The 25,535-nt window shown below is 59.9% G+C and carries 25 protein-coding genes, 1 tRNA gene and 2 pseudogenes; 20 read left to right on the top strand and 8 right to left on the bottom strand.

Annotated elements, in window-relative coordinates; translation table 11 throughout:
- Window positions 1–3 precede the first annotated feature (3 nt).
- From ihfA to ACYZTS_RS22625, 4 genes and pseudogenes are all read left to right on the top strand, one after another.
- On the top strand, window positions 4–306 hold the full coding sequence (gene ihfA / locus ACYZTS_RS22640) for an integration host factor subunit alpha (protein ID WP_002553164.1): 303 nt from the start codon (window positions 4–6) through the stop codon (window positions 304–306).
- Entirely contained in the window at window positions 287–643 is a 357-nt protein-coding gene (locus tag ACYZTS_RS22635) for a MerR family transcriptional regulator (protein ID WP_003179985.1), read from the top strand. The genes ihfA and ACYZTS_RS22635 overlap by 20 nt, the downstream gene beginning before the upstream one ends.
- Before the next feature lie 89 nt (window positions 644–732).
- A tRNA-Pro gene (locus tag ACYZTS_RS22630) sits at window positions 733–809 on the top strand.
- An 897-nt stretch (window positions 810–1,706) separates the two neighbouring features.
- Window positions 1,707–2,003, top strand: a pseudogene (locus ACYZTS_RS22625) (type 2 periplasmic-binding domain-containing protein); the annotation flags it as partial.
- A gap of 600 nt (window positions 2,004–2,603) precedes the next feature.
- Here the strand turns inward: ACYZTS_RS22625 and ACYZTS_RS22620 are convergent.
- Both ACYZTS_RS22620 and ACYZTS_RS22615 read right to left on the bottom strand, forming a co-directional pair.
- Window positions 2,604–3,080 (bottom strand): MarR family winged helix-turn-helix transcriptional regulator, encoded by a 477-nt coding sequence (locus ACYZTS_RS22620; RefSeq protein WP_028624031.1) that lies wholly within the window; start codon window positions 3,078–3,080, stop codon window positions 2,604–2,606.
- A gap of 97 nt (window positions 3,081–3,177) precedes the next feature.
- Entirely contained in the window at window positions 3,178–4,521 is a 1,344-nt protein-coding gene (locus ACYZTS_RS22615; RefSeq protein WP_461992196.1) for a spinster family MFS transporter, read from the bottom strand.
- A 325-nt stretch (window positions 4,522–4,846) separates the two neighbouring features.
- On the opposite strand from ACYZTS_RS22615, the gene ACYZTS_RS22610 reads away from it, so the two are divergent.
- Window positions 4,847–5,827: an AraC family transcriptional regulator gene (locus tag ACYZTS_RS22610; protein WP_461992194.1), complete on the top strand. Its 981-nt coding sequence runs from the start codon at window positions 4,847–4,849 to the stop codon at window positions 5,825–5,827.
- An 88-nt stretch (window positions 5,828–5,915) separates the two neighbouring features.
- Here ACYZTS_RS22610 and ACYZTS_RS22605 read toward each other — a convergent pair whose 3' ends face one another.
- The 6 genes from ACYZTS_RS22605 to ACYZTS_RS22580 form a co-directional block, all read right to left on the bottom strand.
- Complete coding sequence (locus tag ACYZTS_RS22605) at window positions 5,916–6,680, bottom strand: class II aldolase/adducin family protein (protein WP_461992192.1); 765 nt, start codon at window positions 6,678–6,680, stop codon at window positions 5,916–5,918.
- A 22-nt stretch (window positions 6,681–6,702) separates the two neighbouring features.
- Window positions 6,703–7,689, bottom strand: coding sequence for a ketopantoate reductase family protein (locus ACYZTS_RS22600; RefSeq protein WP_461992190.1), 987 nt, complete (start codon window positions 7,687–7,689; stop codon window positions 6,703–6,705).
- A 166-nt stretch (window positions 7,690–7,855) separates the two neighbouring features.
- Window positions 7,856–8,650: an ABC transporter ATP-binding protein gene (locus ACYZTS_RS22595; RefSeq protein ID WP_177326982.1), complete on the bottom strand. Its 795-nt coding sequence runs from the start codon at window positions 8,648–8,650 to the stop codon at window positions 7,856–7,858.
- Complete coding sequence (locus tag ACYZTS_RS22590; protein ID WP_461992188.1) at window positions 8,647–10,449, bottom strand: branched-chain amino acid ABC transporter ATP-binding protein/permease; 1,803 nt, start codon at window positions 10,447–10,449, stop codon at window positions 8,647–8,649. Before ACYZTS_RS22590 ends, ACYZTS_RS22595 begins: the two co-directional genes overlap by 4 nt.
- Complete coding sequence (locus ACYZTS_RS22585) at window positions 10,446–11,483, bottom strand: branched-chain amino acid ABC transporter permease (protein WP_461992187.1); 1,038 nt, start codon at window positions 11,481–11,483, stop codon at window positions 10,446–10,448. Before ACYZTS_RS22585 ends, ACYZTS_RS22590 begins: the two co-directional genes overlap by 4 nt.
- 91 nt (window positions 11,484–11,574) lie before the next feature.
- Window positions 11,575–12,726, bottom strand: coding sequence for an ABC transporter substrate-binding protein (locus ACYZTS_RS22580; RefSeq protein ID WP_461992185.1), 1,152 nt, complete (start codon window positions 12,724–12,726; stop codon window positions 11,575–11,577).
- 128 nt (window positions 12,727–12,854) lie between these two features.
- Here ACYZTS_RS22580 and ACYZTS_RS22575 point away from each other — a divergent pair, with 128 nt between their 5' ends.
- The 15 genes and pseudogenes from ACYZTS_RS22575 to ACYZTS_RS22505 all read left to right on the top strand — a co-directional run.
- A complete protein-coding gene (locus ACYZTS_RS22575; protein WP_461992184.1) occupies window positions 12,855–13,103 on the top strand; it encodes a hypothetical protein in 249 nt (82 codons plus the stop codon).
- Window positions 13,104–13,447: 344 nt separating this feature from the next.
- Window positions 13,448–14,563 (top strand): amidase, encoded by a 1,116-nt coding sequence (locus ACYZTS_RS22570; protein ID WP_028624022.1) that lies wholly within the window; start codon window positions 13,448–13,450, stop codon window positions 14,561–14,563.
- A gap of 26 nt (window positions 14,564–14,589) precedes the next feature.
- Window positions 14,590–15,762: an acyl-CoA dehydrogenase family protein gene (locus ACYZTS_RS22565; RefSeq protein WP_461992181.1), complete on the top strand. Its 1,173-nt coding sequence runs from the start codon at window positions 14,590–14,592 to the stop codon at window positions 15,760–15,762.
- 27 nt (window positions 15,763–15,789) lie between these two features.
- Window positions 15,790–16,149, top strand: a complete 360-nt coding sequence (locus ACYZTS_RS22560; protein ID WP_461992179.1) for an IacB protein — start codon at window positions 15,790–15,792, stop codon at window positions 16,147–16,149.
- 16 nt (window positions 16,150–16,165) lie between these two features.
- Window positions 16,166–16,699 (top strand): nuclear transport factor 2 family protein, encoded by a 534-nt coding sequence (locus ACYZTS_RS22555; RefSeq protein ID WP_028624019.1) that lies wholly within the window; start codon window positions 16,166–16,168, stop codon window positions 16,697–16,699.
- A 52-nt stretch (window positions 16,700–16,751) separates the two neighbouring features.
- On the top strand, window positions 16,752–18,026 hold the full coding sequence (locus ACYZTS_RS22550) for an aromatic ring-hydroxylating oxygenase subunit alpha (protein WP_461992177.1): 1,275 nt from the start codon (window positions 16,752–16,754) through the stop codon (window positions 18,024–18,026).
- A 19-nt stretch (window positions 18,027–18,045) separates the two neighbouring features.
- Complete coding sequence (locus tag ACYZTS_RS22545) at window positions 18,046–18,522, top strand: aromatic-ring-hydroxylating dioxygenase subunit beta (protein WP_461996520.1); 477 nt, start codon at window positions 18,046–18,048, stop codon at window positions 18,520–18,522.
- A 10-nt stretch (window positions 18,523–18,532) separates the two neighbouring features.
- Window positions 18,533–19,273, top strand: a complete 741-nt coding sequence (locus ACYZTS_RS22540) for an SDR family NAD(P)-dependent oxidoreductase (RefSeq protein WP_461992175.1) — start codon at window positions 18,533–18,535, stop codon at window positions 19,271–19,273.
- Between the two features lie 92 nt (window positions 19,274–19,365).
- Window positions 19,366–20,325 carry a PDR/VanB family oxidoreductase gene (locus ACYZTS_RS22535; protein WP_461992173.1) on the top strand — a complete coding sequence of 320 codons (960 nt, stop codon included), beginning with the start codon at window positions 19,366–19,368 and terminating at the stop codon, window positions 20,323–20,325.
- 19 nt (window positions 20,326–20,344) lie between these two features.
- Entirely contained in the window at window positions 20,345–20,845 is a 501-nt protein-coding gene (locus ACYZTS_RS22530; RefSeq protein WP_028624014.1) for a flavin reductase, read from the top strand.
- Between the two features lie 220 nt (window positions 20,846–21,065).
- A complete protein-coding gene (locus ACYZTS_RS22525; protein WP_028624013.1) occupies window positions 21,066–22,343 on the top strand; it encodes an OprD family porin in 1,278 nt (425 codons plus the stop codon).
- Between the two features lie 69 nt (window positions 22,344–22,412).
- A complete protein-coding gene (locus tag ACYZTS_RS22520) occupies window positions 22,413–22,622 on the top strand; it encodes an alpha-hydroxy-acid oxidizing protein (RefSeq protein WP_236645645.1) in 210 nt (69 codons plus the stop codon).
- Between the two features lie 363 nt (window positions 22,623–22,985).
- Window positions 22,986–24,092: an NAD/NADP-dependent octopine/nopaline dehydrogenase family protein gene (locus ACYZTS_RS22515; protein WP_461992170.1), complete on the top strand. Its 1,107-nt coding sequence runs from the start codon at window positions 22,986–22,988 to the stop codon at window positions 24,090–24,092.
- Window positions 24,089–25,087 (top strand): 3-hydroxybutyryl-CoA dehydrogenase, encoded by a 999-nt coding sequence (locus ACYZTS_RS22510; protein ID WP_461992168.1) that lies wholly within the window; start codon window positions 24,089–24,091, stop codon window positions 25,085–25,087. Before ACYZTS_RS22515 ends, ACYZTS_RS22510 begins: the two co-directional genes overlap by 4 nt.
- A 112-nt stretch (window positions 25,088–25,199) precedes the next feature.
- Window positions 25,200–25,406, top strand: a pseudogene (locus tag ACYZTS_RS22505) (NIPSNAP family protein); the annotation flags it as partial.
- Window positions 25,407–25,535: the final 129 nt, after the last annotated feature.

Genomic DNA, 25,535 nt, shown 5'->3' with positions numbered 1-25,535 from the left:
CGTATGGGGGCTCTGACGAAAGCTGAGATGGCGGAACGTCTGTATGAAGAGCTGGGCCTGAATAAACGGGAAGCCAAGGAATTGGTCGAACTGTTTTTTGAGGAAATCAGGCACGCTCTTGAAGACAACGAACAAGTCAAATTGTCCGGTTTCGGCAATTTCGACCTTCGGGACAAACGCCAGCGGCCTGGCCGCAATCCGAAAACGGGGGAAGAAATCCCGATCACGGCTCGCCGTGTGGTCACCTTTCGTCCAGGGCAGAAGTTGAAGGCCCGAGTTGAGGCTTATGCTGGAACCAAGTCATAACGACGAGCTACCCGTCATCCCAGGCAAACGCTACTTCACCATTGGTGAAGTCAGCGAGCTGTGTGCGGTAAAACCGCACGTGCTGCGCTATTGGGAGCAGGAGTTTCCTCAACTCAACCCCGTCAAACGCCGCGGAAATCGCCGGTATTATCAGCGCCAGGATGTGCTGATGATCCGGCAGATTCGCGCGCTTCTTTACGATCAGGGGTTCACCATCGGCGGCGCGCGCTTGCGCTTGTCCGGCGATGAAGCCAAAGATGACACCACTCAGTACAAGCAGATGATTCGGCAGATGATTGCCGAATTGGAAGATGTGCTGGTTGTACTCAAGAAATAAAATCCTGCTTTTAAATACTTTCAGTTTTCAAAAGCTTGCGATATATTCTTGAGCGTTCTTCGAGGCGAAGAACGAGTTTCACGCCTAGTCGGGGCGTAGCGCAGTCCGGTAGCGCACTAGCATGGGGTGCTAGGGGTCGAGTGTTCGAATCACTCCGTCCCGACCATATTTTTCAATGACTTAGGCCAATGTTCGCGCATTGGCCTTTTTCATGTGCGTGACATTTGCGTGACTTCTCGAACGCATATGGCTTAACAGAACCCGGACACTGTGCCGGGTTCTTTCGTTTTCGGCTCAGCCACACGCATTACTCAAAGCTTGGAGTGCTGTCGGAGCTGAATTACACAGCGTCCCCATGACTCTTGCCTCGGCTATGCACAAATTGCGGGGAGTCATTCGTACCCGTTCCCCGCTGGCCGTCTCCAAACGGCTTGTATACTTCTGGAGTAACGCTGGACCCAGCCGACCTCAGCTTAGGCACAGCCACTTGGTTGAGGGGAGCGGGGAGCCTGGTACTCGGTTGTTCCATATGGTTAAGCTTGTCACCTCCGGAGCTCGTATCGATGTCAGTTACGCTACGCGGCTGAACTAGACAGCGGTCTGAAACTGCCGTGGTAGTTGTACTGGCCGGCTGTTGAAGAGACGTTCTTGCATCAGCTTCGGAGCGCTCAGTCGATGCCCTGGCGCTAGCGGTATAATTCTCGTCTAGCCACGCTACCAACTGGACTGCGCGATAAGGCCGCTGACCTGGAACCGCTTCCAACCGTAGCGCGATGCGGTCCCTGTTAATGTCGTTGACCTGGAATCCACGCAGTTCAAGATATTCATCAATAAAGTGTTCGACATCCCACGCTTCGGTGATTGAGACGAAGATGCTCTCGATCTTCCCGGAGTAGCGCTTTTTATCTGAGCGTTGCCAAGGCATGATACAAACTCCGTAATATCAAAGTGATACTATGGCGTCGTCATGTTAGCTTGGCAATATGTCATTCTTGCGAGCGATCATTGGTCAATAACGCTTGAAGAAAGATCACCTGTCCTGCCCAAACCATGCTTACGGGGGAGCGCGAGACTGGCTCGGCTCTATGCGGTGAATTCGCTTACTCAACGCGGACGCCAATTCAAGGTGGTCTACTTCAGCTAAAGCCTGGCAGGTCAGGTGGCGGCAGTGGAGGGTGGGCTGGCGATTGCTGCGATCACTCAGTGCACCGTATCTGCATCTGCATCGCTCCAGGTGCTGGGTAGCGAGCACGGCCTGGGGAGTATTGAACCTTTGGAGGTGTCAATCCTGCGTAGCCGGGCCTCTTGCGGCTCTAAAGCGGTGAATAGCCTGCATGCTTTTATCATCAGTGCGCTGAAGTCCAGGCGTAAACCGGCTTATCCATTTAACCTGAACCGCTGTATACGCAAGCGTAGGTACGTGGTGTGAGAGGACGTCGGATTTTAATCAGCCTTCTGATTCCAGTCCGCTCGTCGAGCCAATCGCACTCTCTCTCCAACCAGTTCCTCTCAAATGTATGCGCAGACCCTGCGCTGCAGACAGGAGAGAATTATGATTGACGATAACAACGGTCCTGAAGCTCCATATCCGGGCCCAGAAGAGCAAACACCCGACACGGGCGAAGGTCATGATTCCGGTCTTGATCAGGCTGAGTCCGAGCCTAAGCAGGGCACGGGCGAAAGGCCGGTAGACTGGAATCCGCCGCCTGGGAACCCAGGGTCTGATCAGGATGCCCAGACAAACCGTGACAACGGCGGGGCCAACTAGGCACCCGCGAATGCATATAACTTTATAAAACCCGGCCACAGCGCCGGGTTTTTTTGTTTTCGGCTTAGCGACGCCTGTCGCCAGAAGGCGAAAGTCCTGTCCTCATCTCCCGTCATTTTCAGATCACAGCAAGAGGCTGCGATTCAGGAGAAGTAGACTTTCGCTGGTGCCCACAGCGTTGGTCCCACCGGATCAGTCTTCCGGCAGGTTATTGAAGATTTTTTCCAGGGTGCCGTTCAGTTTGGTGATCTGGGCCTCGGTCAGGCCTTTGAAACTTGTGCGGAAGATATCGCTGGTGCCGTGCTGGATTTCTTCGATGGTGTGGCGGCCGACTTCGGTGAGTGAGACTTGCGTCACGCGCCCGTCGCTGGCGCTGGTGTTGGTCTCTACCAGGCCGTCAGCTTTCATGCGATAGACAATTTTGGTGATGGTCGAGAGCTTGGCGATGGCATGGATTGAGATTTCCGAAATGCTCGACTCGCCATTTTCCTTGAGAATGAACAGAATCCGCCAGCGCGGTATGTCCATATCGATTTTTTTCAGCGCTTTCTCCATCGCCATGGAGTAACGGCCGTGCAGGCGCGCCAGCCAGTAGAAGGGAAACTCCTCTTTCTTGAAGTCTTCGCTGGCGGGGTTGTATCGGCTCAGGCGCTTTTTCGGGGTGGTCATAAAGGTGGCGTAGTCTTTCTCGTGAGCTGGGTTTGATAGCGGGCGCCATTGTCGCGCCGCCCGCTGCAAAAAACCAGCGGGCACGCCACAGCACGCCTCAGGCGAGACCTTCGCGCTTCAGACTCTCACGAAAGTGTCGGCAACCCTTGATCAACAACGCCAGGGTAAGCGCGACCGCAAAGGCATTGAGCAGGGAAATCGACGAGCCGACCATCGCCGGATTCTCGAACAGCCTGTCGGTAATCAACGCGACCGCCGTAGTCCCGAGACCCAGGCCGATCAGGTTGGAAATCAACAGGAACACCGCGCTGATCTGCGCCCGCATCTGGTTCGGCGGCAAAATCTGCATGGCCGCAGTGGAGGCCGGCATCGGAAACGAGGCGAAGAACATGGCCGGCGCCAGCAGCGCTACAGACATCCACAGTTCGCTGACCTGGGTGAACGCGACGGCGGGCACCGCCATGCCGATCGCGCCTATCACGCCCGCGCGAATCGGCGCGTCGCTGTAACCTCTCTTCGCCAGCCAGTCGATCAACCAGCCGCCGCAAAACACACCACTGGTATTGGCCAGCAACACTACGATCCCGAGCATGTAGCCGGTATCGCTTGGGGCGATGCCGAATTTGCGCATGTAGAAAGCCGGGGTCCAGCTGAGCATGCAGAACAGGGTCATCGCGTAGAACGAAAAACCCAGGTAGTGGCAGGAGAAAGTCTTGCGGTGTAACGCCAGAAAGGCGAACGCCTGTTTCATGCTGGGCGCATGGACCTTGCCCTCGGCGTCCAGTTTCAGGCCCTTGCGCGCCGGGTCGCGAACCGTCAGCGCGATCAACAGGGCAACCAGCACGCCCGGCAAGCCCACCAGGAAAAACGTCACCTGCCACGGGCGCATTTCGCCCAGCAGCGGTACGGCGACGCTGTCGAGATTCTTCAGCAGATCGATCACATATCCGCCAATCAGAAACGCCACGCCGCCACCGATGAACGAGCCGATGGAATAGATCGCCACGGCGCGCCCGAGCTTTTCCCGGGGGAACATGTCGCTGAGCATCGAGTAGGTGGCTGGCGACAGTGCCGCTTCACCAATCCCTACGCCGATGCGGGCCATGAACATCTGCAGGAAATTTTTGCTCAGCCCGCACAGGGCGGTCGCCAGGCTCCAGAACGCGACGCCGATGGCGATGATTTTCGGGCGGGAGAACTTGTCCGCCAGTAGCGCGATCGGCATGCCCATAAAGGCATAGAACAGCGAGAAAGCCAGGCCGTGCAGCAAGCTGAATTGGGTGTCGGTGAGCTGCAGATCGTGTTTGATCGGCTCGATCATCAACGCCAGGATCTGCCGGTCGATAAACGAAAAAATGTACGCGAGCATGCAAATGGCGACGATGTACCATTCGTAGGCATAGCTTTTGCGGGTGACCTCGGTGGGTGTTTTGCTGGTCATGCTGTTGGCCCCTTCAGGGTTGGCAATCAGTCAGTCGGCGGCAGCGGGGATGTGCAATTGGGTGTATCGGTGACGCCATCGTTACCTGAGCGCTAGGCCCTGGTGCGTTATTGGTTTTGTTGTGCGGTCCAGGTTGCCAATCCGTTGGCATGGGGGTGGTGCAGAACCTTTTTAGGCCCTTGTTTGGCGGGACTCTATGCGCCAGGCGCAGTGCCTGTTCCGGGCGCGCAGAAAGCGTTTGGGTGGCGCAAAAATTGCTTTCCATTTCCACTAAATTTCGCCGTGTCTGCGGCTCGGCTAGGTCATTTTCTGGAGGCGCTTGCGCATGTTGGATCAACGCTTTTCGCTCCGTGAACATTGCTTGCTGAGTTCCGATGGATTCGGCGAGGTCCGGGATCGCGTCAGTCATTACCTGTGGCCCCATCAGATGAAAATGCACCAGGGCGGCGCCCTGCAATCGCAGCTGTATGGCGTGTTCTTCGGCAGTTCGGCGCTGTTCGATCTGCACTACGGCGCACCGGTGGAAATCGACGCCGGCGATATCAGCGACTTCTACCTGATCCGGGTCACCCTCGAGGGTGGCGGCATGGTCAGCCTGGGCAAGCAGAATGCAATTCTGCGCAAGGGCGGGCTGACCATTTCCTCGCCATCCGAGCGCAGTTTTATCCGTATCGACAAGGACTGTCGCAACCTCATTTTGCGTGTCGATCGCCAAGCCCTCGAACGTCAGTTGCAGGTGTTGCTCAATCGCCGGATGCGCCAGCCGCTGGTGTTCGATATTCAGGTCGACCCGGCTCATCAAGGCATGGCGACGGTACGCGCGACGCTGGATTACATCTGCCAGCTCTACGGCGACACCGGCCAGATGTTGCTGGCTTCGGCCATGGGCGGCAGCCTGTCGGACTATCTGCTGTCGGTGCTGCTGACCCAGTTGCCGCACAATTACTCGGACGATTTGCTGCAAGACCAGCGCCAGCCGATGCCGCATCACGTCATGAAAGCCCGCGGCTACATTGAGCAGCATCTGGCCGAACCGATTGCCCTGGCGAGTTTGGCGCAGTACTGCGAGGTGTCGATCCGCACCCTGCAAAATGGCTTCACGCGCTTTCTCCAGCAAACGCCCAGCGACTATGTGCGCACCCGCCGTCTGGCGCTGGTGCACCTGGCGTTGCAGCAGGCCGGGCCGGCGGACAGCGTGACGGATATCCTGCTGCGGCACGGCGTCGCCAGCTTCGGACATTTCGCCATGCAGTACCGCAAGCAATACGGCTGCCTGCCGTCCGAGACGCTGCGACGTCAGGCCTGATGCTCTGCAGGATCAGCCTTGGACAAACCGCTGAGCCCGGTCCAGTTGCGAGTTGGTCCTTTGAATGAGTCACTGACCGCTCCTGCGATTAATAACACTGGCCGCGAGCAGCGTGCATCTTGCGTACCATGCCGTCGAAGAATTTCACCGCAAAGCCGCTGTCACGAATCAGCATGGCCGAGAGCTCGGCGCATTTTTGGCTGATCTCTTCCGGCAGCAGATTGTCTTCACCGCCCAAGGCACCCGCCTGGCACTGGATTTCGGCGGCACGTTGCACTGTCCACAACAGGAAGAACGCCTTGGCGATGCTGCTCTCGCCGACCGCGATGCCGTGGTTGCGCAGCACCAGGATGTGCTTGTCGCCGAGGCTGTCGATCATCCGGGCTTTCTCATCATCGAACAGGGTGATGCCTTCGAAGGTGTGATAGCCGATCCGTCCGTACAGTTGCGCGCCGTAGAAGTCGTGATGGGCAAAACCTGCCTTCTTCATGACGATGGCCGAAATCGGCGTGGTGTGGGTGTGAATCAGACACTGGATGTCCGCGCGCGCACCGTGCACTGCGCTGTGCAGGGCGAAACCTGCCGGGTTGCCGTCGTACGGCGAGTCTTCGAGTTTCTTGCCGTGCAGGTCGACCTTGAGCAGGTTGGTCGGCGTCACTTCGGTGTAATTGAGGCCGAACGGGTTGACCAGATAATGATGCGCCGGGCCGGGCAGGCGCGCGGAGATGTGGTTGAAGATGGTTTCGGTCCAGCCAAAGAAATCCACCAGGTGGTAGCAGTGCGCAAGTTGCACCCGCAGTGCCCATTCTTCATCGCTGTAGTGCGGCGGATTGGCTGATTCGGTCTGGTTCATTTTGGAGTCCTTGTCTGGGGAATCAGTGGCGGATCTGCTCGCCGCGAAAGCGTGCGAGGGCAATCAGGTGGCGGGTGACGGGCATCGGGATCGCCATGCAATCGGCCAGTTCCAGCACCGCGTCGCCGATGGCGGCCAGCTCCAGCGGGCGGCCTTTTTCATAGTCCTGCAGCATCGAGGTGCGCACGGCGCCCATGCCGGCACCGAGTTCGAGAAACGTCTGCGGATCGATGCTCACGCGCGCGCCGTGAGCGGCGGCCGTCAGCAGCGCTTCGTGCAGGCAACTGCTGACCACGTCGCGCAGTTCCGGCAGGCTGTAAAGCTGTTCGAGGGTGGCGCCGGTGATCACCGAGAGCGGGTTGGAAGTGATGTTGGCGATGATCTTGGTCCACAGATTGTCGCGAATGCGGTCGGTGGCCCGCGCTTCGATCCCGACACTTTCGATCAGCGCGCGCACCTGCTCCAGGCGCGGGCTGAGGCGGTTGTCGGGCTCGCCGAAAATCATCAGATGCGGGGTCTGCGATTCGGCCACGGCAGGGGACGGGCAGTGCGCGGTGATGAACACCACGCAGCCGATAACGTGCCGCAGGTCCAGAGCCTGGCTGAGGATCGACTGCGGATCAACCGCACTCACTTGGCGCCCGTCGTAGCGTCCGCCTTCGCCGTGGAAGTACCACCAGGGCACGCCGTTGACCACCGGGATCACCACCGTTTCGGCACCGATCATCGGTTGCAATTGCGGCAGCAAATCCGCCAGGCCGTGGGACTTGGTGCAGAGAAAAATCAGGTCCTGCACGCCAAGGCTCGCGGCGTTGTCGCTGGCCTCGATCCGCACGTGGTGCTGCCCGTCCAGATCAGACAGGTGAATGCCGTCACGGCGAATGGCAGCCAGTGTTTCACCTCGGGCGAGAACGTTGACATTAAGGCCACCGACAGCCAGCCGTGCGGCCAGGGTGCAGCCAATGGCACCGGCACCGGCGATGCCGATGCGCAAGGGGGTAGCGTTCATCGTAGCTCCGGATTATTCAAAGGAATCGACATCCATCCCACTGACCCACCGCGATCCCCCGTAGGAGCCGGCTTGCTGGCGATAGCGTCCAACCAGGCGATATCCACATCGACTGACCCATCGCTATCGCCAGCAAGCCGGCTCCTACGGGATTGGTGGCGTGTTGTCACGTAGCCAGCATCTCCTGATGCTTGCTCGCCAACCCCAGATACGCTTCGATCACCCGCGGGTCATCAGCCAGTTGCTTGGCCGGCCCCTGCATCGCGATCTGCCCGGTTTCCAGCACATAGGCGTAATCCGCCACCCGCAGCGCGGCGCGTGCGTTCTGCTCCACCAGCAGGATCGACACCCCTTGCTCACGCAGGGCCGTGATGATGCGGAAGATTTCCCGGGTAATCAGCGGCGCCAGACCCAGGCTCGGCTCATCGAGCATCAGCAGCTTGGGCTTGGCCATCAGCGCCCGGCCGACGGCAAGCATCTGCCGTTCACCACCAGACAGCGTCGCCGCCAGTTGCTCGCGACGTTCCCACAGCCGTGGAAACAGTTCATAGACTTCGCCCAGGGTCTCGCTGTAGCGCCGGTCGCCGCTGCGATGGCGTTGAAAGGCGCCGAGCAGCAGGTTGTCGGCCACGCTCATGCTGGTGAACAGCTCGCGTTTTTCCGGGACCAGGCCGAGGCCCCGCGAGACCATCACTTCGACCTCCGGCAGGGTTTCCAGGCTGCCGTCGAAATGCACCTGGCCGCGGGAACCAAGCACGCCCATGATCGCCGACAGCAGGGTGGTCTTGCCGGCGCCATTGGGGCCGATCACCGTGACGATCTGGCCCTTGCCGACCGTCAGGCTGGCGTTGCTCAGCGCCTCGACCTTGCCATAGGCCACGCTCAGGTCCTTGATCTCCAGCACGGCATCGTTGACCTGGTTACGCGGCGCGAGCTGCGGTTCAACTTGCATGTTCATCATTCAACTCCTCCCAGATAGGCTTCCAGCACGGCCGGATCCTTCTGTACGTCTTCGGGCAGGCCTTGGGCGATCCGCTGACCAAACTCCATGACCACCACGCGATCCACCAGGCCCATCACGAAGTCCATATCGTGCTCGACCAGCAGAATCGCCATGCCTTCGCTGCGCAGGCGGCTGAGCAGGATGCCCAAGGCTTCCTTTTCCTTATGGCGCAGGCCAGCCGCTGGTTCATCGAGCAGCAGCAGGCAGGGATCGGCGCACAGGGCGCGGGCGATTTCGAGGATGCGTTGCTGGCCGAGGGACAGGCTGCCGGCCTCGGCTTGCAGGTAGTCACCCAGGCCCACGCGCTCCAGCTGACGCCGCGCTTCGCCGAGCAGTTCGGCCTCTTCGCGGCGCTCCAGGTGCAGGGCCGCCGACAGCACGCCTTGCTTTCCACGCAAATGCGCGCCAATGGCGACGTTCTCCAGCACGCTCATGTTGCCCAGCAGTTTCACGTGCTGGAAGGTGCGGCTCATACCCAGGCGGGCGACCTGTCGCGAGCTCAGGCCGTTGATCTTCTGGCCCATGAACAGCACGTCGCCACTGGTAGGGGTATCGACCCCCGATAGCTGGTTGAACATGGTGCTTTTACCGGCACCGTTAGGGCCGATCAGCGCGAGGATTTCACCGGAGCGTATTTCCAGGCTCATGTCGTTGTTGGCCACCAGCCCGCCGAAGCGCTTGGTCACGTTGCGTGCTTCGAGGATCAGTTCGCCATGCTGTGGCAGTTGCCGGCGTGGCAGGGGAGCGGCGCTTGCGTCGACCTCTTGCGCCTTGGGGCAAACGCGCCAACGGGCCGGTACCAGCCGCGTCAACAACGGCCACAGGCCGCCGGGTGCACGTTGCATCAGCACCACGATGAGAATGCCGAATACGATGGTTTCGTAGTTGCCGGTGTGACCCAGCAGGTGCGGCAACCAGTCCTGCAGCCATTGCTTGAGCATCGTCAGGATGCCCGCGCCGAGCAGGGCGCCCCAGACGCTGCCAACGCCGCCGATCAAGGCCATGAACAGATAATCGATGCCCATGTTCAAGCCGAACGGTGTCGGGTTGACGAAGCGTTGGGTGTGCGCGTACAGCCAGCCGGAAATCGCCGCGAACACTGCAGAGATGACGAAGATCACCATCTTCGAGCGGAAGGTATTAACGCCCATCGACTCGGCCATCACCTGACCGCCCTTGAGCGCCCGAATGGCCCGCCCTTCGCGGGAATTCAAAAGGTTTTGCGTGATGACGATGGCCACCAGCAGCAGCGCCCAGATCAGGTAGTAGATGTCTTCGCCTTTATCCAGCGTCAGGCCGAACAGGGAAATCGAGGGCAGGCCACCGACTCCAGTGTGGCCGCCGAGGGACTCCAGCGTACCGAACAGGTAATACAGCGAAAGCCCCCAAGCGATGGTCCCGAGTGGCAGGTAGTGCCCGGACAATTTGAGCGTCAGTGCGCCAAGAATCAGCGCCACCGAGGCGGTGAGCAGCACCCCCACCAGCAGCGTCAGCCACGGTGATGCGCCGGCCCAGGCCAGCCAAACCGGCAACTGTTCGGTGGTGGTCAGATAAGCCGAGGTGTACGCGCCCAGCCCGACGAACGCGGCCTGGCCGAAACTGGTCATGCCGCCGACACCGGTCAGCAGCACCAGGCCCAACACCACCATGGCGTACATCCCGATGTAGTTGAGCAGGGTCACGTAGTACGGCGGCAACAGCAGCGGCGCGACGCCCACCACCAGCAACAGGGCAAGCAACAGATAACGCGGACTCATTCTTCTTCCTCCACATGACGGCTGGTGAACGAACGCCACAGCAGGAACGGAATAATCAGGGTGAACACGATGATTTCTTTATAGGTACTGGCCCAGAACATCGAAAACGCCTCGATCAGGCCCACCGCCAGCGCGCCCAGTGCAGCAGCGGGGTAGCTCACCAGCCCGCCGATGATCGCGCCAACAAAACCCTTGAGGCTGATGATGAAACCGGAATCGAAATACAGCGTGGTGATCGGTGCGATCAGGATCCCCGACAGCGTGCCGATCAGCGCGGCGAGCAGGAAAGTCGACTTGCCGGCCAGCGTCGGCGAGATCCCCATCAGCCGCGCGCCCATGCGGTTCACGGCAGTGGCACGCAGGGCCTTGCCATACAGCGTGCGCTCGAAAAACAGGTACAGCCCGACGATCAACCCCAGGGACACTGCCAGCACCCAGAGGGTCTGGCTGTTGAACGTCACCGGGCCGAGTTCCAGTCCGGCTTCGGAGAACGGCCGGGTGCGGGCGCCTTCGGGCCCGAACAGCAACAGGGCGATACCGACCATGCTGACGTGCACGGCGATCGACACGATCAGCAGCACCAGCGAACTGGCCGAGGCGATCGGCTGGAACACCAGGCGGTAGATCTGCGGCCCCAGGGGCACCACCAGCGCCAGTGTCAGCAATGCCTGCACCGCCATTGGCAATTCGGCCAGGGGCAGGGTGTTGATCAATACCGCCAGCAGCCCGGCATAGCCGAGCTTGAAAAAAATACGTTTGGGAAAGCGAAACGCCTGGCTCGTGCGCGCAGCACCCCATACATCGAGTGCGCAGTCGATCAGCGTCAGGCCGAGCAGCAGCCAGACCAGGGCAGTCGGGTGCCCGCTTTGCAAAGTGGCCATGGTCAGGGCGCCATAGGTCACGAATTCACCTTGGGGGATCAACAGGATCCGGGTCACGGTGAACACCAGGAGGATCGACAGGGCCAGCAGTGCGTAAATCGCGCCGTTGGTCATGCCGTCCTGGCCCAGCAGCATGGCTATCTGGAAATTCATAATGAGAGCTCTTTCTACAGATTGAAGATCACGCGCGCCTGCCGGCGAAGGTCGACTCGCCGGCAGTCGGGCAGCGGGCTGTGCGCCCGGGTCAGTTGTCTTTCAACAACATCCAGTTGCCGTTCTTCACCACGATCAGTTCGCGACCGCGCTCGTCGAAGCCGCTGTGGTCTTGCGCCGTCATGTTGTAAACGCCTTGGGTACCAGCCAGTTCGTGGCTTTGCTCAAGTGCATCACGCAAGGCCGCGCGAAATTCCGCAGTGCCCGGTGCAGCTTTGGCGGACGCAATCGGAATCGCCTGTTGCAGCAACAGGCCGGCGTCGAAGGTGTTACCGCCGAAGGTCGCCGGCTTGCTGCCGTTGAGCTTTTCGTAGGCGGCGGTGTAATCGCTGGCGATTTTCTTCGAAGGGTGACTTTCGGGAATCTCGTCCAGTACCAGCATCAGGCTCGCGGCCAGGACGGTGCCCTCGACTTTCTTGCCGCCCAGCTTGAGAAAGTCGGGCAGTGCGGCGCCATGGGTCTGGTAGATCTGGCCGCGATAACCTTGGTCGAACAGGGTGGTTTGCGGCATCACCGCCGAGCTGCCAGGCGCTGCAACCAGAACCGCATCGGGACGCGCGGCGAGGATTTTCAGGCTCTGCCCGGTGACCGAAGTGTCCTGACGCTGGAAGCGCTCATTGGCCACGACCTTGATGTTCTGCTGCGCGGCGAGGCCGGCGATGACCTTGGCCCAGTTCTCGCCATAAGGGTCGCCGGTGCCGACAAAGCCGAGGGTCTTCACGCCTTTTCTGGCCATGTGTTCGAACAGCGCCTTGGCGATCAGATCATCGTTTTGCGTGGTCTTGAACACCCATTTCTTCTGCTCGGTCATGGGCAGTACCACGGCGGCGGTGCCCACCGGCGCCAGTAACGGCACGCCTGCTTCTGCGACGAACTGGATCACGCCCATGGCGTTGGGTGAACCGCTCGGGCCGATGATGGCGTCGACCTTTTCTTCATCGATCAGCTTTTTCAGGGCCTTCACCGTGGCCGTCGGGTCGCTCGCGTCATCCAGGGAAATGTACTTCACCGTTTGATCGCCAGCCTGGGTCGGCAGCAATGGGACGGTGTTTTTCTGAGGCAGGCCGACCAGCGCGATCGGACCGGTGGAGGAGGTGATGACACCAATTTTCACTTCGGCCTGCGCGGCGGCGGCGCAGGCGGCACTCAACAACAAGGTGGACACGGCTTTTTTGAAAAGCATGACTTTCTCCGAAGAGTTGCAACGCTGCAAAAGGCTAATGGCCGACCGCCTCGATCACCACGTGATGCGAATGCGGCCCAAGGTACGGCCCTGTTTTTTTTCTAACTGCTGCCAGACCAACGAGCAGATTGCATGCCAGAAATCTTTCTGGTGCATCGGCTGCGGGTGTTACCGGGGCCTGCGATGCATTCGTCTGGAGGCCTTCGCGGTGGGGTGATTTGACGGGAAGGGTGAGGGTCGCCGCCGGGCAGGGCGAGTCGCCACCACGCCATGCCGAACAAGGCTTTGATCTGGATCACGAAGCTTCGAATTTGCTGAAAAAAGCCGACATCAAAAATCAAAAAACCACGTATTTTTTTAGTGATTATTGCAGCTGATTCCGCGCTGAAATATTTTTCTGAATGCACGAATCCGTCAGGTGCAGTCGTTCGTAATTTTTGGAAATACCTGGAGTGGTTTGGTCTTTGTAAAAGACGTAAAACATTGATAAACAGAGGAAAAAAATAAGAATATGGAGAATTATATACTTTTTTATAGTGTTACCAAACTGCACGCAGCTGGTGCGCATGGTGAAAATCTGCACCGAAAATACACACTTTTTTATTGGATAAAATTCAATTGACATTTCACGTAAATATTACGATTTTAGATTTAAGCATTTGCAGCGCCTTCATGCAGAGGGCGTCCGTTTTGATGACACATAAACGAGCAGGTAGAGAGCATGTCGATTGTTGTCGAGGATTTAGCCTTAGGCGGTAGCGGCCTTTCGGTCATGGTGAAAGACACCATCGACATTGCCGGCCATGCGACCCGTGCCTCCAGCCAGGCGCTGGCCGATGCGCCCGCTGCCACCGAACATGCGCACGTGGTTCAGGCGGTCCTGGATGCAGGCTGCCGAATCACCGGAAAAACCGGCCTGCATGAATTGGCCTTCGGCACCACCGGGCTCAACGCCTGGACAGGTACTGCAGCCAATCCTCGTCATCCGGGCTACATCCCCGGTGGCTCTTCCAGTGGTTCGGCGGCGGCTGTGGCTGCCGGTCTGTGCGACTTCGCGCTGGGCACCGATACCGGCGGCTCGGTGCGGATTCCCGCAGCGTGCTGTGGGGTTTTCGGGCTCAAACCAACGTTCGGCCGGGTCAGCCGCAAGGGCGTCATGCCGGCGCACAGCACCCTCGACTGCGTAGGGCCGCTGGCACGGGATATGGACTGCCTGATTGAAGCGATGCATGTCATCGACCCGAGCTTCAAGGCGCCAGCAGCGCTGCCGGAAAACCTTTCGATCGGCGTGGTCACGGTGCACGCCGACGAGCGAATCCACGCCGTCGTCAACCAGGCCCTCGCTCGTTCGCGGTTTCCGCTGAGCGAGCAAGCGCTGCCAGGCATGCTCGCCGCATACGGTGCCGGGATGGTGGTCATCAACGCCGAAACCTGGGCCGCGTGTGGCCATCTGCTGCAAACCGGCAAGGTTGGTGAGGATGTCGCCGGCCGCCTGCGTGCCGCCAGCCTGACCACTGCCGATTCCGTCGAAGAAGCCGAGATCGTGCGCCGCGCTTTCACCGCAGAGGTGGACGCCGCCCTGGCGATTACACCGATCCTGGCCATGCCGACCATGCCCGATTTCCCTTTACTGGTCGCCGATGCGGCCGACACCCGCGCTGCGTTGGGGATGACCTCCCTGGTACGCGCTTTCAACCTTTCCGGTCACCCGGCTCTGAGCATTCCCCTGGAAAGCGCTTCGGGACTTCCGGTTGGCCTTCAACTGATTGCCGCCCATGGCTCGGACGAACTGCTGTGTGCAGTCGGCCGCGAGCTGGTCCGGCGCCTGGAAGAGTAATCGACATGCTGACTATGGAGAAAACCATGACTGCGCCAAGCGAGCTGGATCAACAGCGCCGCGCGCCGATCACGGCGAATGACGCGTTTCAGAAGCTGCTGGTCGAGATTCGTGAGCGTGCCCGGAACGAAGAGTTCGACCAACAAAAATTCATCTCGCAGGACGTGATCGAGCAGTTCCGCACGCTCGGCGTCTATCGCGCGCTGGTGCCCAAGCGCTTCGGGGGTGACGAGCGTTCGCCGGCGGAGTTCTGCCAGATGGTCGAGGATATCTCCATCGCCGACGGTTCCGCCGGTTGGGTTGCCAGCTTTGGCATGAGCCCGGTTTACCTGGCTGCACTGCCGCTGGAAACGATCAATAAAATCTACGCCGATTCGCCTGACGTGGTGTTCGCTGGCGGGATTTTCCCACCGCAGCCTGCGTCTTTTGTTGAAGGTGGCCTGGAGGTCAACGGGCGCTGGAAATTCTCCAGCGGCTGCATGGGCGCATCGTTGATTGGCGTGGGCATCAGCCCGAAAAACGGCGACATGCTCGGCCTGCCACGGCTGGCGGTAATGCCGCGGGAAAAGGTACGCATCGAGGAAACCTGGAACGTCGTCGGCCTGGTCGGCACCGGCAGCCATGACGTCGTGGTTGAAGGCGTGGTGGTGCCGGAGGAGTGGACTTTCGTACGCGGTGGCCCGTCGAATCTCGACGAACCGTTCTTCCGTTATCCGTCGCTGTCGTTCGCGACACAGGTGTTGTCGGTGGTCGGCCTCGGCGTTGCGCGGGCAGCGCTCGATGAGTTGAGCGGCATGGCCAGCGGACGCATCTCCGTGACCGGTGCGCCGTCGTTGTCTGACCGGCCACTGGCCCAGGTCGAGATGGCCAAGGCCGAGGCTGCGCTGCGTGCTGCGCGTTCGTGGTTCTACCAGTCCATCGACGATGCCTGGACCAGTGTCCTGGCAGGCGATCCGGTGAGCGTCGAGCAGACCAACATGCTGCGCCTGTCTTCAACCCACGCTACCCGGGTCGCGGCCGATGTCGCACGCACCGCGCAAATGCTTTCGGGCATGAGCGGCGTGTACCGCACCAGCCCGCTGTCGCGTTTTGTCAACGATACCCAAGTCATTACCCAGCACGCCTTCATGGGCGATATGACCTACCAGAACGCCGGCGCGATCTTCTTCGGCAACAAGCCGCTGCCTGGCTACCTGTAACTTTTTTCCTACTGAATGGTGAACCCCATGACCGATAAAAAAACCCTGCGAGTGTTGTTCTGCATCGGCATCAACCAGAACTTCTTTGATGCCCCACGTCCCGAGGCTCTGGAAGTCTGGGCCGCGTTCGGCGCCATGTGGAATGGCATCGCCGATCTGCCGGGCGTGACCGTGCTGGGCAACATGGACGACGACCAGAGCATGGTCGGCCCGTCCGCTGGCTGGCCCTGGACTACTTATCTGCTGGCCGATGTGCCAGACATCGAGACCGTCCACGCCGCCTGCAATCTGTTCCGCACCACTGACGTCGGCGATGGCCCTTACAAACTCTGGAAGTACTGCAAGGTCGAGGCCCGTACCGGTCGCGAACTGATCATCCAGCGCTGAGTCGAGGGACATCGCCATGTCATCACAAGAGCATTTGCGCGCGCTGGAACAGCGGCTGGAACACCTGGAAAGCGAGAATGCGATCCGCGCCTGCATGAATCGCTACATGGTTCTTTGTGATGAGTTGGGCGTGGATTCGCCTCTCGATGAGCTGGCCGGATTGTTCACCGCACAGGCGGTTTGGGAAGGCAAGGGCGCCAAGTACCAGAACAGTTTCGGCAGCTACCACGGGCGTGATGCGATCAAGGCAATGTTCGCGACTTACAGGGTCGAGCCGGCGCACTTCGCGTTGAACGTGCACTTCCTGACCTCGGAACTGATCCAGGTCAGCGGCGCCGTCGCGCAGGCCAGTTGGGTGATGTTGCAGACCTCGACGTTCGCCTCGGGTGCCTCGCACCTCAACAGCGCCCGCCTGACCGTGGAGTTTGCTCAGGAACAGGGGCATTGGCGAATGGCGCACTTCCAGACCGAGAACCTGTTCAGCCGTCCGGTGGACACCTGGAACAGTGACGCGCACCTGCCCGTACCCGACAAATCCGGCCAGTCCTGACAGCAATACCCAGAATTCTTAGAGTCGGCGAGCCAGCCGACGAGGAGTGATCGTGAATAACCTGATATCCGCTGTAAACCTGGACGCCAGCCCGTCCGACCTGGTCTTGCATGATCGAGTGCACACTTCGCTGTACACCGACGCGAAGATTTTCGATCAAGAGCTGGACAAGATTTTCTACAGCACCTGGATCTGGGTTGCCCACACCAGCGAGATTCCCGAGTCCGGCAGCTACAAGAGCACCTACGTCGGCAAGCAACCGGTGATCGTCGTGCGCGACCGCAAGAAGGAAGTGCATGTGTTGCTCAACCGCTGTCGCCACCGTGGCGCCACGGTCTGCGAACACAAGAAAGGCAAGACCAACAGCTTCGTGTGCCCGTACCACGGCTGGAGCTACGCCCTGGATGGCAGCCTGCGCGGCGTACCGCACCCGGAAAGTTACGGCGATTGCCTGGACAAGTCCGAACTGCCTTTGATCAGCCTGCGGGTCGAGCAGTACAACGGCATGATCTTCGCCACCTTCAAGGACGATATCGAGCCCTTGGCCGACTTCCTCGGCCCGGCAAAAAAGTGGATCGACCTGTTCATGAAGCAGGGCGCCGGTTACCCGGTGAAAGTCGGTGGCGAGCATCGTTTCCGCTTCCCGGGCAACTGGAAGATCCAGCTGGAAAACACCACCGACGCGTATCACTTCCCGCTGGTGCACAAGTCGTTCCTGTCGTCGGTGGATGAGCAGACCCTGGCGTTGTTCGACTTCGTTGAAGGGCCTGGCTACGTCGAAGACCTGGGCAACGGCCACAGCGTGATGGTGATGATTCCTGACCTGGTCGACCTGGAAGCCAACCTCGACCTGCCGATCCCCGAGCGCTTCGAAGACCTGGCCGTCCAGCTGCGCGCCGAAGGCCAGGACGAACAGTCGGTGCGGCGCATTGTGCGAGCGGTAGGCGGTTCCGGTTTCAACCTCAACCTGTTCCCCAACATCGCTTGTTCCATGGCGTTCTTCCGGGTGCTGCAGCCGATCGCCGTGGACGAGACCGAAATCCATCACGCGGTGATCACCATGGACGGCGGCCCGGCGGTGGCCAATCGTTATCGCCTGCGCCTGCACGAACACTTCCAAGGCCCGATGGGCTTTGGCACCCCGGACGATTCCGAAGCCTGGGAGCGTGTACAGCGCGGCGCCAGTGCCGGCACCGACCTGTGGATCATGCTCAACCGCGGCTTGCCGGGCGAAACCAAATCCGAAGACGGGCTGGTCAGTGACGTGAGCGCCGAGACCGGCATGCGCGCTGGCTACCAGCAGTGGAAAAAGATGATGTCGGCCTGAGTCGACGGAGAACACCATGATCAATCTGCAATTGCTCAACCAGGTCTGCGCTTTCATCTGGCAGGAAGCGGACATGCTCGACCACGGCGATTTTGCCGAGTGGCTCGACCTGTGGACCGAGACCGCCACCTACATCATCCCGATCGACCCGCTGGAAACCGATTACGAGAACACCCTGAACTATGCCTACGACGATCACCACATGCGCCAGTTGCGCGTGACCCGGTTGACCAGCGGCGAATCGATTTCCACCACCCCGCGGGCCCGCACCGTGCGCAGCCAGTCGCGCTTTCGGCTGCTGTCGGACGAGGGCGGAGTTGTCACCGTACGCTGTGCGCAAAACCTGCGTGAGTTCCGCAAAGACGTGCTCAAGCAGTACACCGCCGATGTCACGTTTCAACTGGTGCGCAGCGGCGACAGTTTCAAGATCCAGCGCAAGCTGATCCAGCTGATCAACTCCACCGATACCCTCGCCGGTATCGGCTACATCCTCTGAGGACGTTGCCATGACACAGGTTGCATTGGTCACCGGCGCGGCGCAGGGGCTGGGTAAAAGCATCGCCAAACAACTGCTGGCCGCCGGTTACCGGGTGGTCATCAGCGACCGTTCGCTGGAGTCGGCGCAAGCCACCGCCGCTGAACTCGACGCCTCTGGTGAGCGGGTGCTGGCGCTCAAGCTCGACGTGACGAGCAAGGCTGATTTCGAAGCAGCACTGGCCGCTGTGGTGGCGCACTGGGGCGTGTTGCATGTGGCGGTGAACAACGCCGCGATCACCCTGACCACTCCGGTGATGCAGATCAGCCCGGAAGAGTTCGACCATGTCGTCAGCGTCAATCTGCGCGGCACCTTCGTCGGTTGCCAGGTGTTCGGCAGCTACCTGGCGGCCCAGGGTTACGGGCGGATCATCAACATGGCGTCCCTGGCTGGACAGAACGGCGGCACCGCGACCGGCGCGCATTACGCCGCGTCCAAGGGCGCGATCGTCACCCTGACCAAGATTTTTGCCAAGGAGCTGGCAGCGTCCGGCGTCACGGTTAACGCCATCGCTCCCGGCCCCATCGAGTCGCCGGCGGTACGTGCTGCCGTGCCACCCGAGCGTCTGGAAAAACTGATTGAGGCGATCCCGGTCAAGCAATTGGGCAACGCCGCGTTCCTCGGCAAGCTGATCGTGCAACTGGCCAGCGATGACGCCTTCTTCACCACCGGGGCGACCTGGGATGTGAACGGCGGGATCTTCATGCGCTGAGTCTGGCGCTGCATGTTTGAAGAAAATGTTTTAGAGAAACGACGGGGCCGCTCAACTGCGCCCCCCTGACAAGCAATTCGGGATGGTCCTGTATGAGCGATCAATTATTGAAAGTCGTCGTGCGCAAACGCGAAGAGCAGGGCGAAGGGGTGGTCGTACTGGATCTCAGTGATCCCGCAGGGCAACCGTTGCCAGCCTTCGAAGCGGGCGCGCATGTCGATATCCACCTCAAGACCGGCCTGGTTCGCCAGTATTCCCTGTGCGGCGACCCGGCCAACGCCGGCGCCTATCGGCTGGGCGTACTCAAGGATCCTGCCTCGCGCGGCGGTTCGGTGGCGGTGCATGAGTTGTTGCAGGAAGGTCGCGAAATCGAGATCAGCCTGCCGCGCAATCACTTCCCGCTGGCCAGCGACGCCAAGCGCTCGATCCTGATCGGCGGCGGCATCGGCATCACCCCGATGGTCGCCATGGCCTACGCACTGAATGCCCGCGACAGCGATTTCGAATTGCATTATTGCGGCCGCTCGCGCATCCGCAGCGCGTTTCTCGAAGAGCTGGGCAGCGCGGCGTTTGCTTCACGCCTGCACACGCATTTCGACGACGAAGCGCCCGAACAGAAACTCGACCTGGCCAACGTGCTGGGCACCCCGCAAGCCGGCGTGCACGTGTACGTCTGCGGGCCGGCCGGGTTCATGGACTGGGTCATCGCCCAGGCGCTGGCAGCAGGTTACGCCGACGATCATGTACACCGCGAGTACTTCCAGGTCGAAGTCGATGCCTCGGGTGCCGGTTTCGAAGTGGTGGCGCAACGCAGCGGCAAGACCGTACAGGTTGCCGAAGGCCAGAGCATCGTCGACGCCCTGACGGCTGTCGGCATCAAGATTGAAGTGTCCTGTGAGCAGGGCGTTTGCGGCACCTGCTTGTGCGACGTTATCGAAGGCGAACCGGATCACCGCGACGTCTATCTCACGGACGACGAAAAATCCGCCAATGACCAGATTCTGGTGTGCTGCTCCCGGGCCAAGTCCTCGAAGCTGGTGCTGGATATCTGATAGACCGGAGGGTAAGACCATGGTCGATACAACTGGATTTCGTAACTCAATGGCAATGCTTGGTGGCGCGGTTTCGGTCATCACCACCGACGGCCCCGCCGGGCGCTTCGGCTTCACCGCTTCGGCGGTGTGCAGCGTCACCGACCAGCCGCCGACGCTGCTGGTGTGCATGAATCGCTCGTCGTTTTCCAACGTGCATTTCAAGAGCAATGGCGTGCTCAGCGTGAACGTCCTGACCGCAGGTCACCAGGAAGTGTCGGGCGCGTTTTCCAACCGCAACCTCGATACCGATCAGCGTTTTTCCTGCGCATCCTGGAGCACCCTGGAAAGTGGTGCACCGTTGCTCGATGAAGCACTGGTGAGTTTCGACTGCCGGATTGCCCAGGCCCATGAAGTCGGTTCACACACCATTTTCTATTGCGAAGTGTTGGGCATTCGTAATGGCGAAAGCCAGGAAGGCCTGGTGTATTTCAATCGCGCTTACCACCGCTTGGGAGATGCCTCGAAAGCGAACTTCTGAGTGGGTAAGATGCGATATGACTTTCCCGTATCGTTGACTGTTTGAAAAATAACTATAAAGCGGTTGTCGCTGTTCTGGCGAATGACTGTACTACGACTTTTTTTGCAGTAAGTGGTTATAAAAACAATACTGCGGATTGACTGCCAAAGTTGCACTTTGCTGATTTGATCTGCTTCCACTAGCCGTGCCTTTGTGCATGCAAAAAATAAAGGAAAGTTCGATGTTTCAGAAGAACTGGATAAACCGTGGGCTATCCACTGCGGCCGTGATGGGGATCTTCACACCGCTGGTTGCGCAGGCAGATTTCGTTAAAGATAGCCAGGTCAGCCTAGGGATGCGCAATTTCTACATCGACCGCGACTTCAAACAGGATGACGCGTCGCAATCACGCGTCGGCAGCTGGACCCAGGGTTTCGATTTCCGCGCCATTTCGGGTTACACCGAGGGTACGCTGCAGTTCGGCCTGGACCTCTCGGCGCAGTATGCCTATCGCCTGGACGGCGGCGGTGGCCGTGGCCCGGACAGCATCATTCCGTATGACGCAAGCAAGGGCGAACAAGTCCGGGACTACGGGCGTGCGGCACTGACCGGGAAAGTTCGTTACAACAAGACCGAACTCAAGGTCGGTGAACTTCGTCCGACCTTGCCGGTGGCTTATATCGATGATTCCCGGCAGTTGATCACTACCTATCACGGTGTGCAGATCGAATCCAAAGAAGTAGACAAGCTGACGCTGACCGGTGGGCGCTTTACCGAAATCAGCTCTCGGGAGTCTTCCAACAGGGAAAAGATGTATCTGTTTAACGGTCCCAATGTTAAGCGTCGCAGTGATGGTTTGAATTTCGGCGGTGCCACTTACATGTTTACGCCGAATCTGTCCGGTACTTATTTTTTCGGTCAGCTGGAAGACATCTATAAACAACATTATCTGGGCTTGGCCTATAACCATGACCTGGGTGCCGGCTACGGCTTGAAGACCGACCTTCGCTACTTCAATAACAGTGAGGACGGCAAAGCGCTGTATGGCGATATCGACAACAAGTCCTACGGGATCATGACCTCCCTGAAAAAGGGTGCCCACACGTTCGGCGTCGGTTACCAGCGCATGCTTGGCGAATCGAGCTTCCCGACGCTCAACGGCTATGCGCCGCAACCCTACCTGGTGAACTGGTCGACGGTGGCGTTCGTCAAGCCAAACGAAAGCTCCTGGCAACTGCGCTACGACTATAACTTTGCCGGCATGGGTTTGCCGGGGCTGAAGTTCATGACGCGGTACATGCGCGGCACCGGTGTCGATCGGGGCAATAACGCCCTCGACCAGAACGTCGAGAGCGAACGCAACATCGTGCTCGGCTACGTGGTGCAGAGCGGGGCGCTCAAGGACGTTGGTTTCGAATGGCGGCGCATCGACGTCAAGACCCGTTATGGCAATGGCAATGCGTCAGGTCCGGACTATCAGGAAAACCGCCTGATCACCACTTACACCTGGAAGTTCTGAAGTCTGCGGGAGCCGTTCGCGGCTTCCAGTATTGCCTGCGCATCGGGCAATTTTCCAGATGGTTTTTCCTTGGCCCGGATCGCTCCTCCCGGGCATTTTTTTTGCTCTATTCAAAGCCTCTACGGCGTGGCGGTGGCAGGAGAAGCCGGAGTCACCCGCGCTGTGGATTTATTAAGCGAAGAACTGACGCGCAGCATGAACCTGATGGGCTGCACCCACCTCAACCACCTGGAGCCCGACAGCCTGTTCCAGCGCCGCATGCAACCGCACAAACCCTGAGCCATACCGAAAGCCTGTGGGAGTGAGCCTGCTCGCGATGGCGGAGCAACAACCAATGGAGATGTTGAATGTGCCGACCCCATCGCGAGCAGGCTCACTCCCACAATGATCTGCGCAACGCCACAAATCCCAACCCATACGAAGAACCTGTGGGAGCGGCGGTGCGACGATTCGACTTGCCCGCGAAGGCGGCGCTTCAGGCAGCAGAGATTTTGAATGTGCCGGCCCCTTCGCGAGCAGGCTCACTCCTACAGGTCAGTGGGGGTATTGCGTTGCAGAATCGGAATGAAGCTTGCGCGTTTCGGCCAGTGATTCGCCAGGGCCGTTGCTAGGATCGGGGCTTATCTACAGGAGTGTGAATTCATGAATATCAGTGTTATCGGCGGTGGTCATGGTTGTTATGCGGCAGCGATCGAGCTGACGGAAAAAGGCCATTCGGTGCGCCTGTGGCGCCGGGACAGTGCCGCGCTGGAAACCTTGCAGGGGCTTGGTCATCTGCTGGTGCGCGACTTCCGTGGCGAACGCAAAATTAGCCTGGGCCAGCCCGGCGACGGTCTGACCCTTGCGTTCAACCTGCCACAAGCCGTAGCCGATGCGCAGCTGCTGGTCATTGCCTTGCCATCGACCTCCCACCAGGCCCTCGCTACCGAACTTGCCCCTCTGCTGCGCGACGGCCAGGTGGTGTTCCTGCCGCCAGGTACATTCGGCAGCATGGTGTTCGCCCAGGCGATGGCCAAGGCCGGCAACCACGCCGAAGTGGCGTTCGCCGAAACCGGCACCTTGCCCTATCTCGCTCGCAAACACGGCGACAATCAGGTGGTGATCAGCGGCTACGCAACCCGTCTGCCAACCGGGGTGTTCCCGAGTCGTCTGAGCGAGTCCGCATTCGCCGTATTGCGAGAAGCCTACCCAAGCGTCGAACCCATCGAAGACGCCCTCAGCGGCGCACTGATGAACGCCGGGCCGATCATCCATCCGCCGCTGATCCTGATGAATGCCGGCCCCCTTGAACATTTCGACACCTGGGATATTCACAACGAAGGCACGGTGCCGTCGATCCGTCGAGTGACCAACGCCCTTGACGCTGAACGTATCGCCATCCGTGAAGCCATGGGCTATGGCGCGCCGCATTTCCCCTTGGCTGACCACTACGCGAGCGACGGCGATGAGTGGATGTACGGCCGCGGCGCCCACGGCAAGCTGACCGATAGCGGCGACTGGCGAGAAGACATCGACCTGCAAAAACACCGCTACATGCTTGAAGACACACGCCTGGGCCTGTCATTTCTGGTCTCGGTCGGACGCTGGGCCAATGTGCCGACGCCAGTCGCCCAAGGCTTGCTGAGCCTGGCCACAGTGGTCAGCGGCATCGACCTGTACGGCGAGGGACGAACCTTGGAAAACCTCGGCCTGGATCAACTGAGTCGCAGCGCCATGCAGCACTGCCTGACCCAAGGACTGCAGGCGTGAGCGCCGTCGAGCAGCGCATCTGCATCGTCGGTGCCGGGCGGATGGGCGAAGGGATTGCCCTGGCATTCATGTTCGCCGGGTTGCCGGTGACTCTGATCGACATCAAGCAGCGCGATGCGGCGGCGCAGGACCACTACTTTCGCCAGATCGAGGACCACTTGCGCAGCGAACTGGCAACACTGGCGCACCTGGGTTCACTCGACGCCGCGCAAGCCGAACAGGCGCTGAGCCGTTTGCGCGTGTGTGATCGCGAGCAGAGCGTCGGCGATTTGCAAGCCGCCGCCGTGGTGTTCGAGGCCGTCCCCGAGGTCCTGGAACTCAAGGCGCAAACCTTTGCCTGGTTAAGTGAGTCGTGCAACGCTGAAACGGTGATCGCATCGACCACTTCAACGTTCCTGGTGACGCAGCTGGCAGCGCTGGTCACCCACCCGCAGCGCTTCGTCAACGCGCATTGGCTGAACCCTGCGTTCCTCATGCCGCTGGTCGAAGTCAGCCGCAGCGAGACTACTAGCCCGCAGGCAGTACAGCGCCTGATGGCCTTGCTCAAGCGGATCGGCAAAGTCCCGGTGCAGTGTTCTGCGGCGGCCGGTTACATCGTGCCGAGAATCCAGGCGTTGGCGATGAATGAAGCGGCGCGGATGGTCGAGGAGGGCGTGGCCAGCGCCGAGGATATCGACACGGCGATTCGCGTAGGTTTCGGCCTGCGTTTTTCGGTATTGGGGATGCTCGAATTCATCGACTGGGGCGGCGGCGACATTCTGTTCTATGCCTCGCACTACCTGGCGCAAGCCATCGATCCCCGCTTCCTGCCGCCCAAAGTCATCGCCGACAACATGGCCCTCGGGCACAACGGGCTGCGCGAGGGGCAGGGATTTTATGCTTACCAGGACGTTGATCTGCAAGCCTACAAATTGCAGCGGCTGGGTGAGTTCACCCGCAAGCTTGACTTGATGGGATTGTCGCCAGTATTCAATGGTGGGGTGGTGAGGTCCTGACCTGGAATACCGAGCGCCCGATTCCGCACCTGCTGCGTTCGATCGCGGCCCGAGCCGAACGCAGTCTAAAAACATACTTTTTCTGGTAGTGAATCGAGGTTGTCATGAAGCTGCGCCGGTGTATGCGGCCTTCTACGCCACCGACGGTCAAGTGCCACGTTACCTGCACATCTGGCCCTACGCCGCGCTCGAACAACGCCTGGACGTGCGCACTCGCGCCGTACAAGACGGCATCTGGCCCCCGGAGAATTCGGGCCCGCAGCTGCTGGGAATGCATTCGACGATTTACCTGGCGGCGAGTTTTTCGCCGTTGCAGTGAATGCAGATCAACGCTGAAAAAATCAACAGTGTGTGAGCAGGGCTTTTCTGTGGGAGCGAGCCTGCTCGCGATGGACTCAAGGGCGCCGCGTTCATTCAGAAAGTACGCGTCATCGTTTACGTCCATCGC

This window comes from Pseudomonas sp. TMB3-21, from assembly GCF_054898145.1.
The sequence above is the reverse complement of the archived record's forward strand: the minus strand, read 5'-3'. Positions and strand labels throughout refer to the sequence as shown.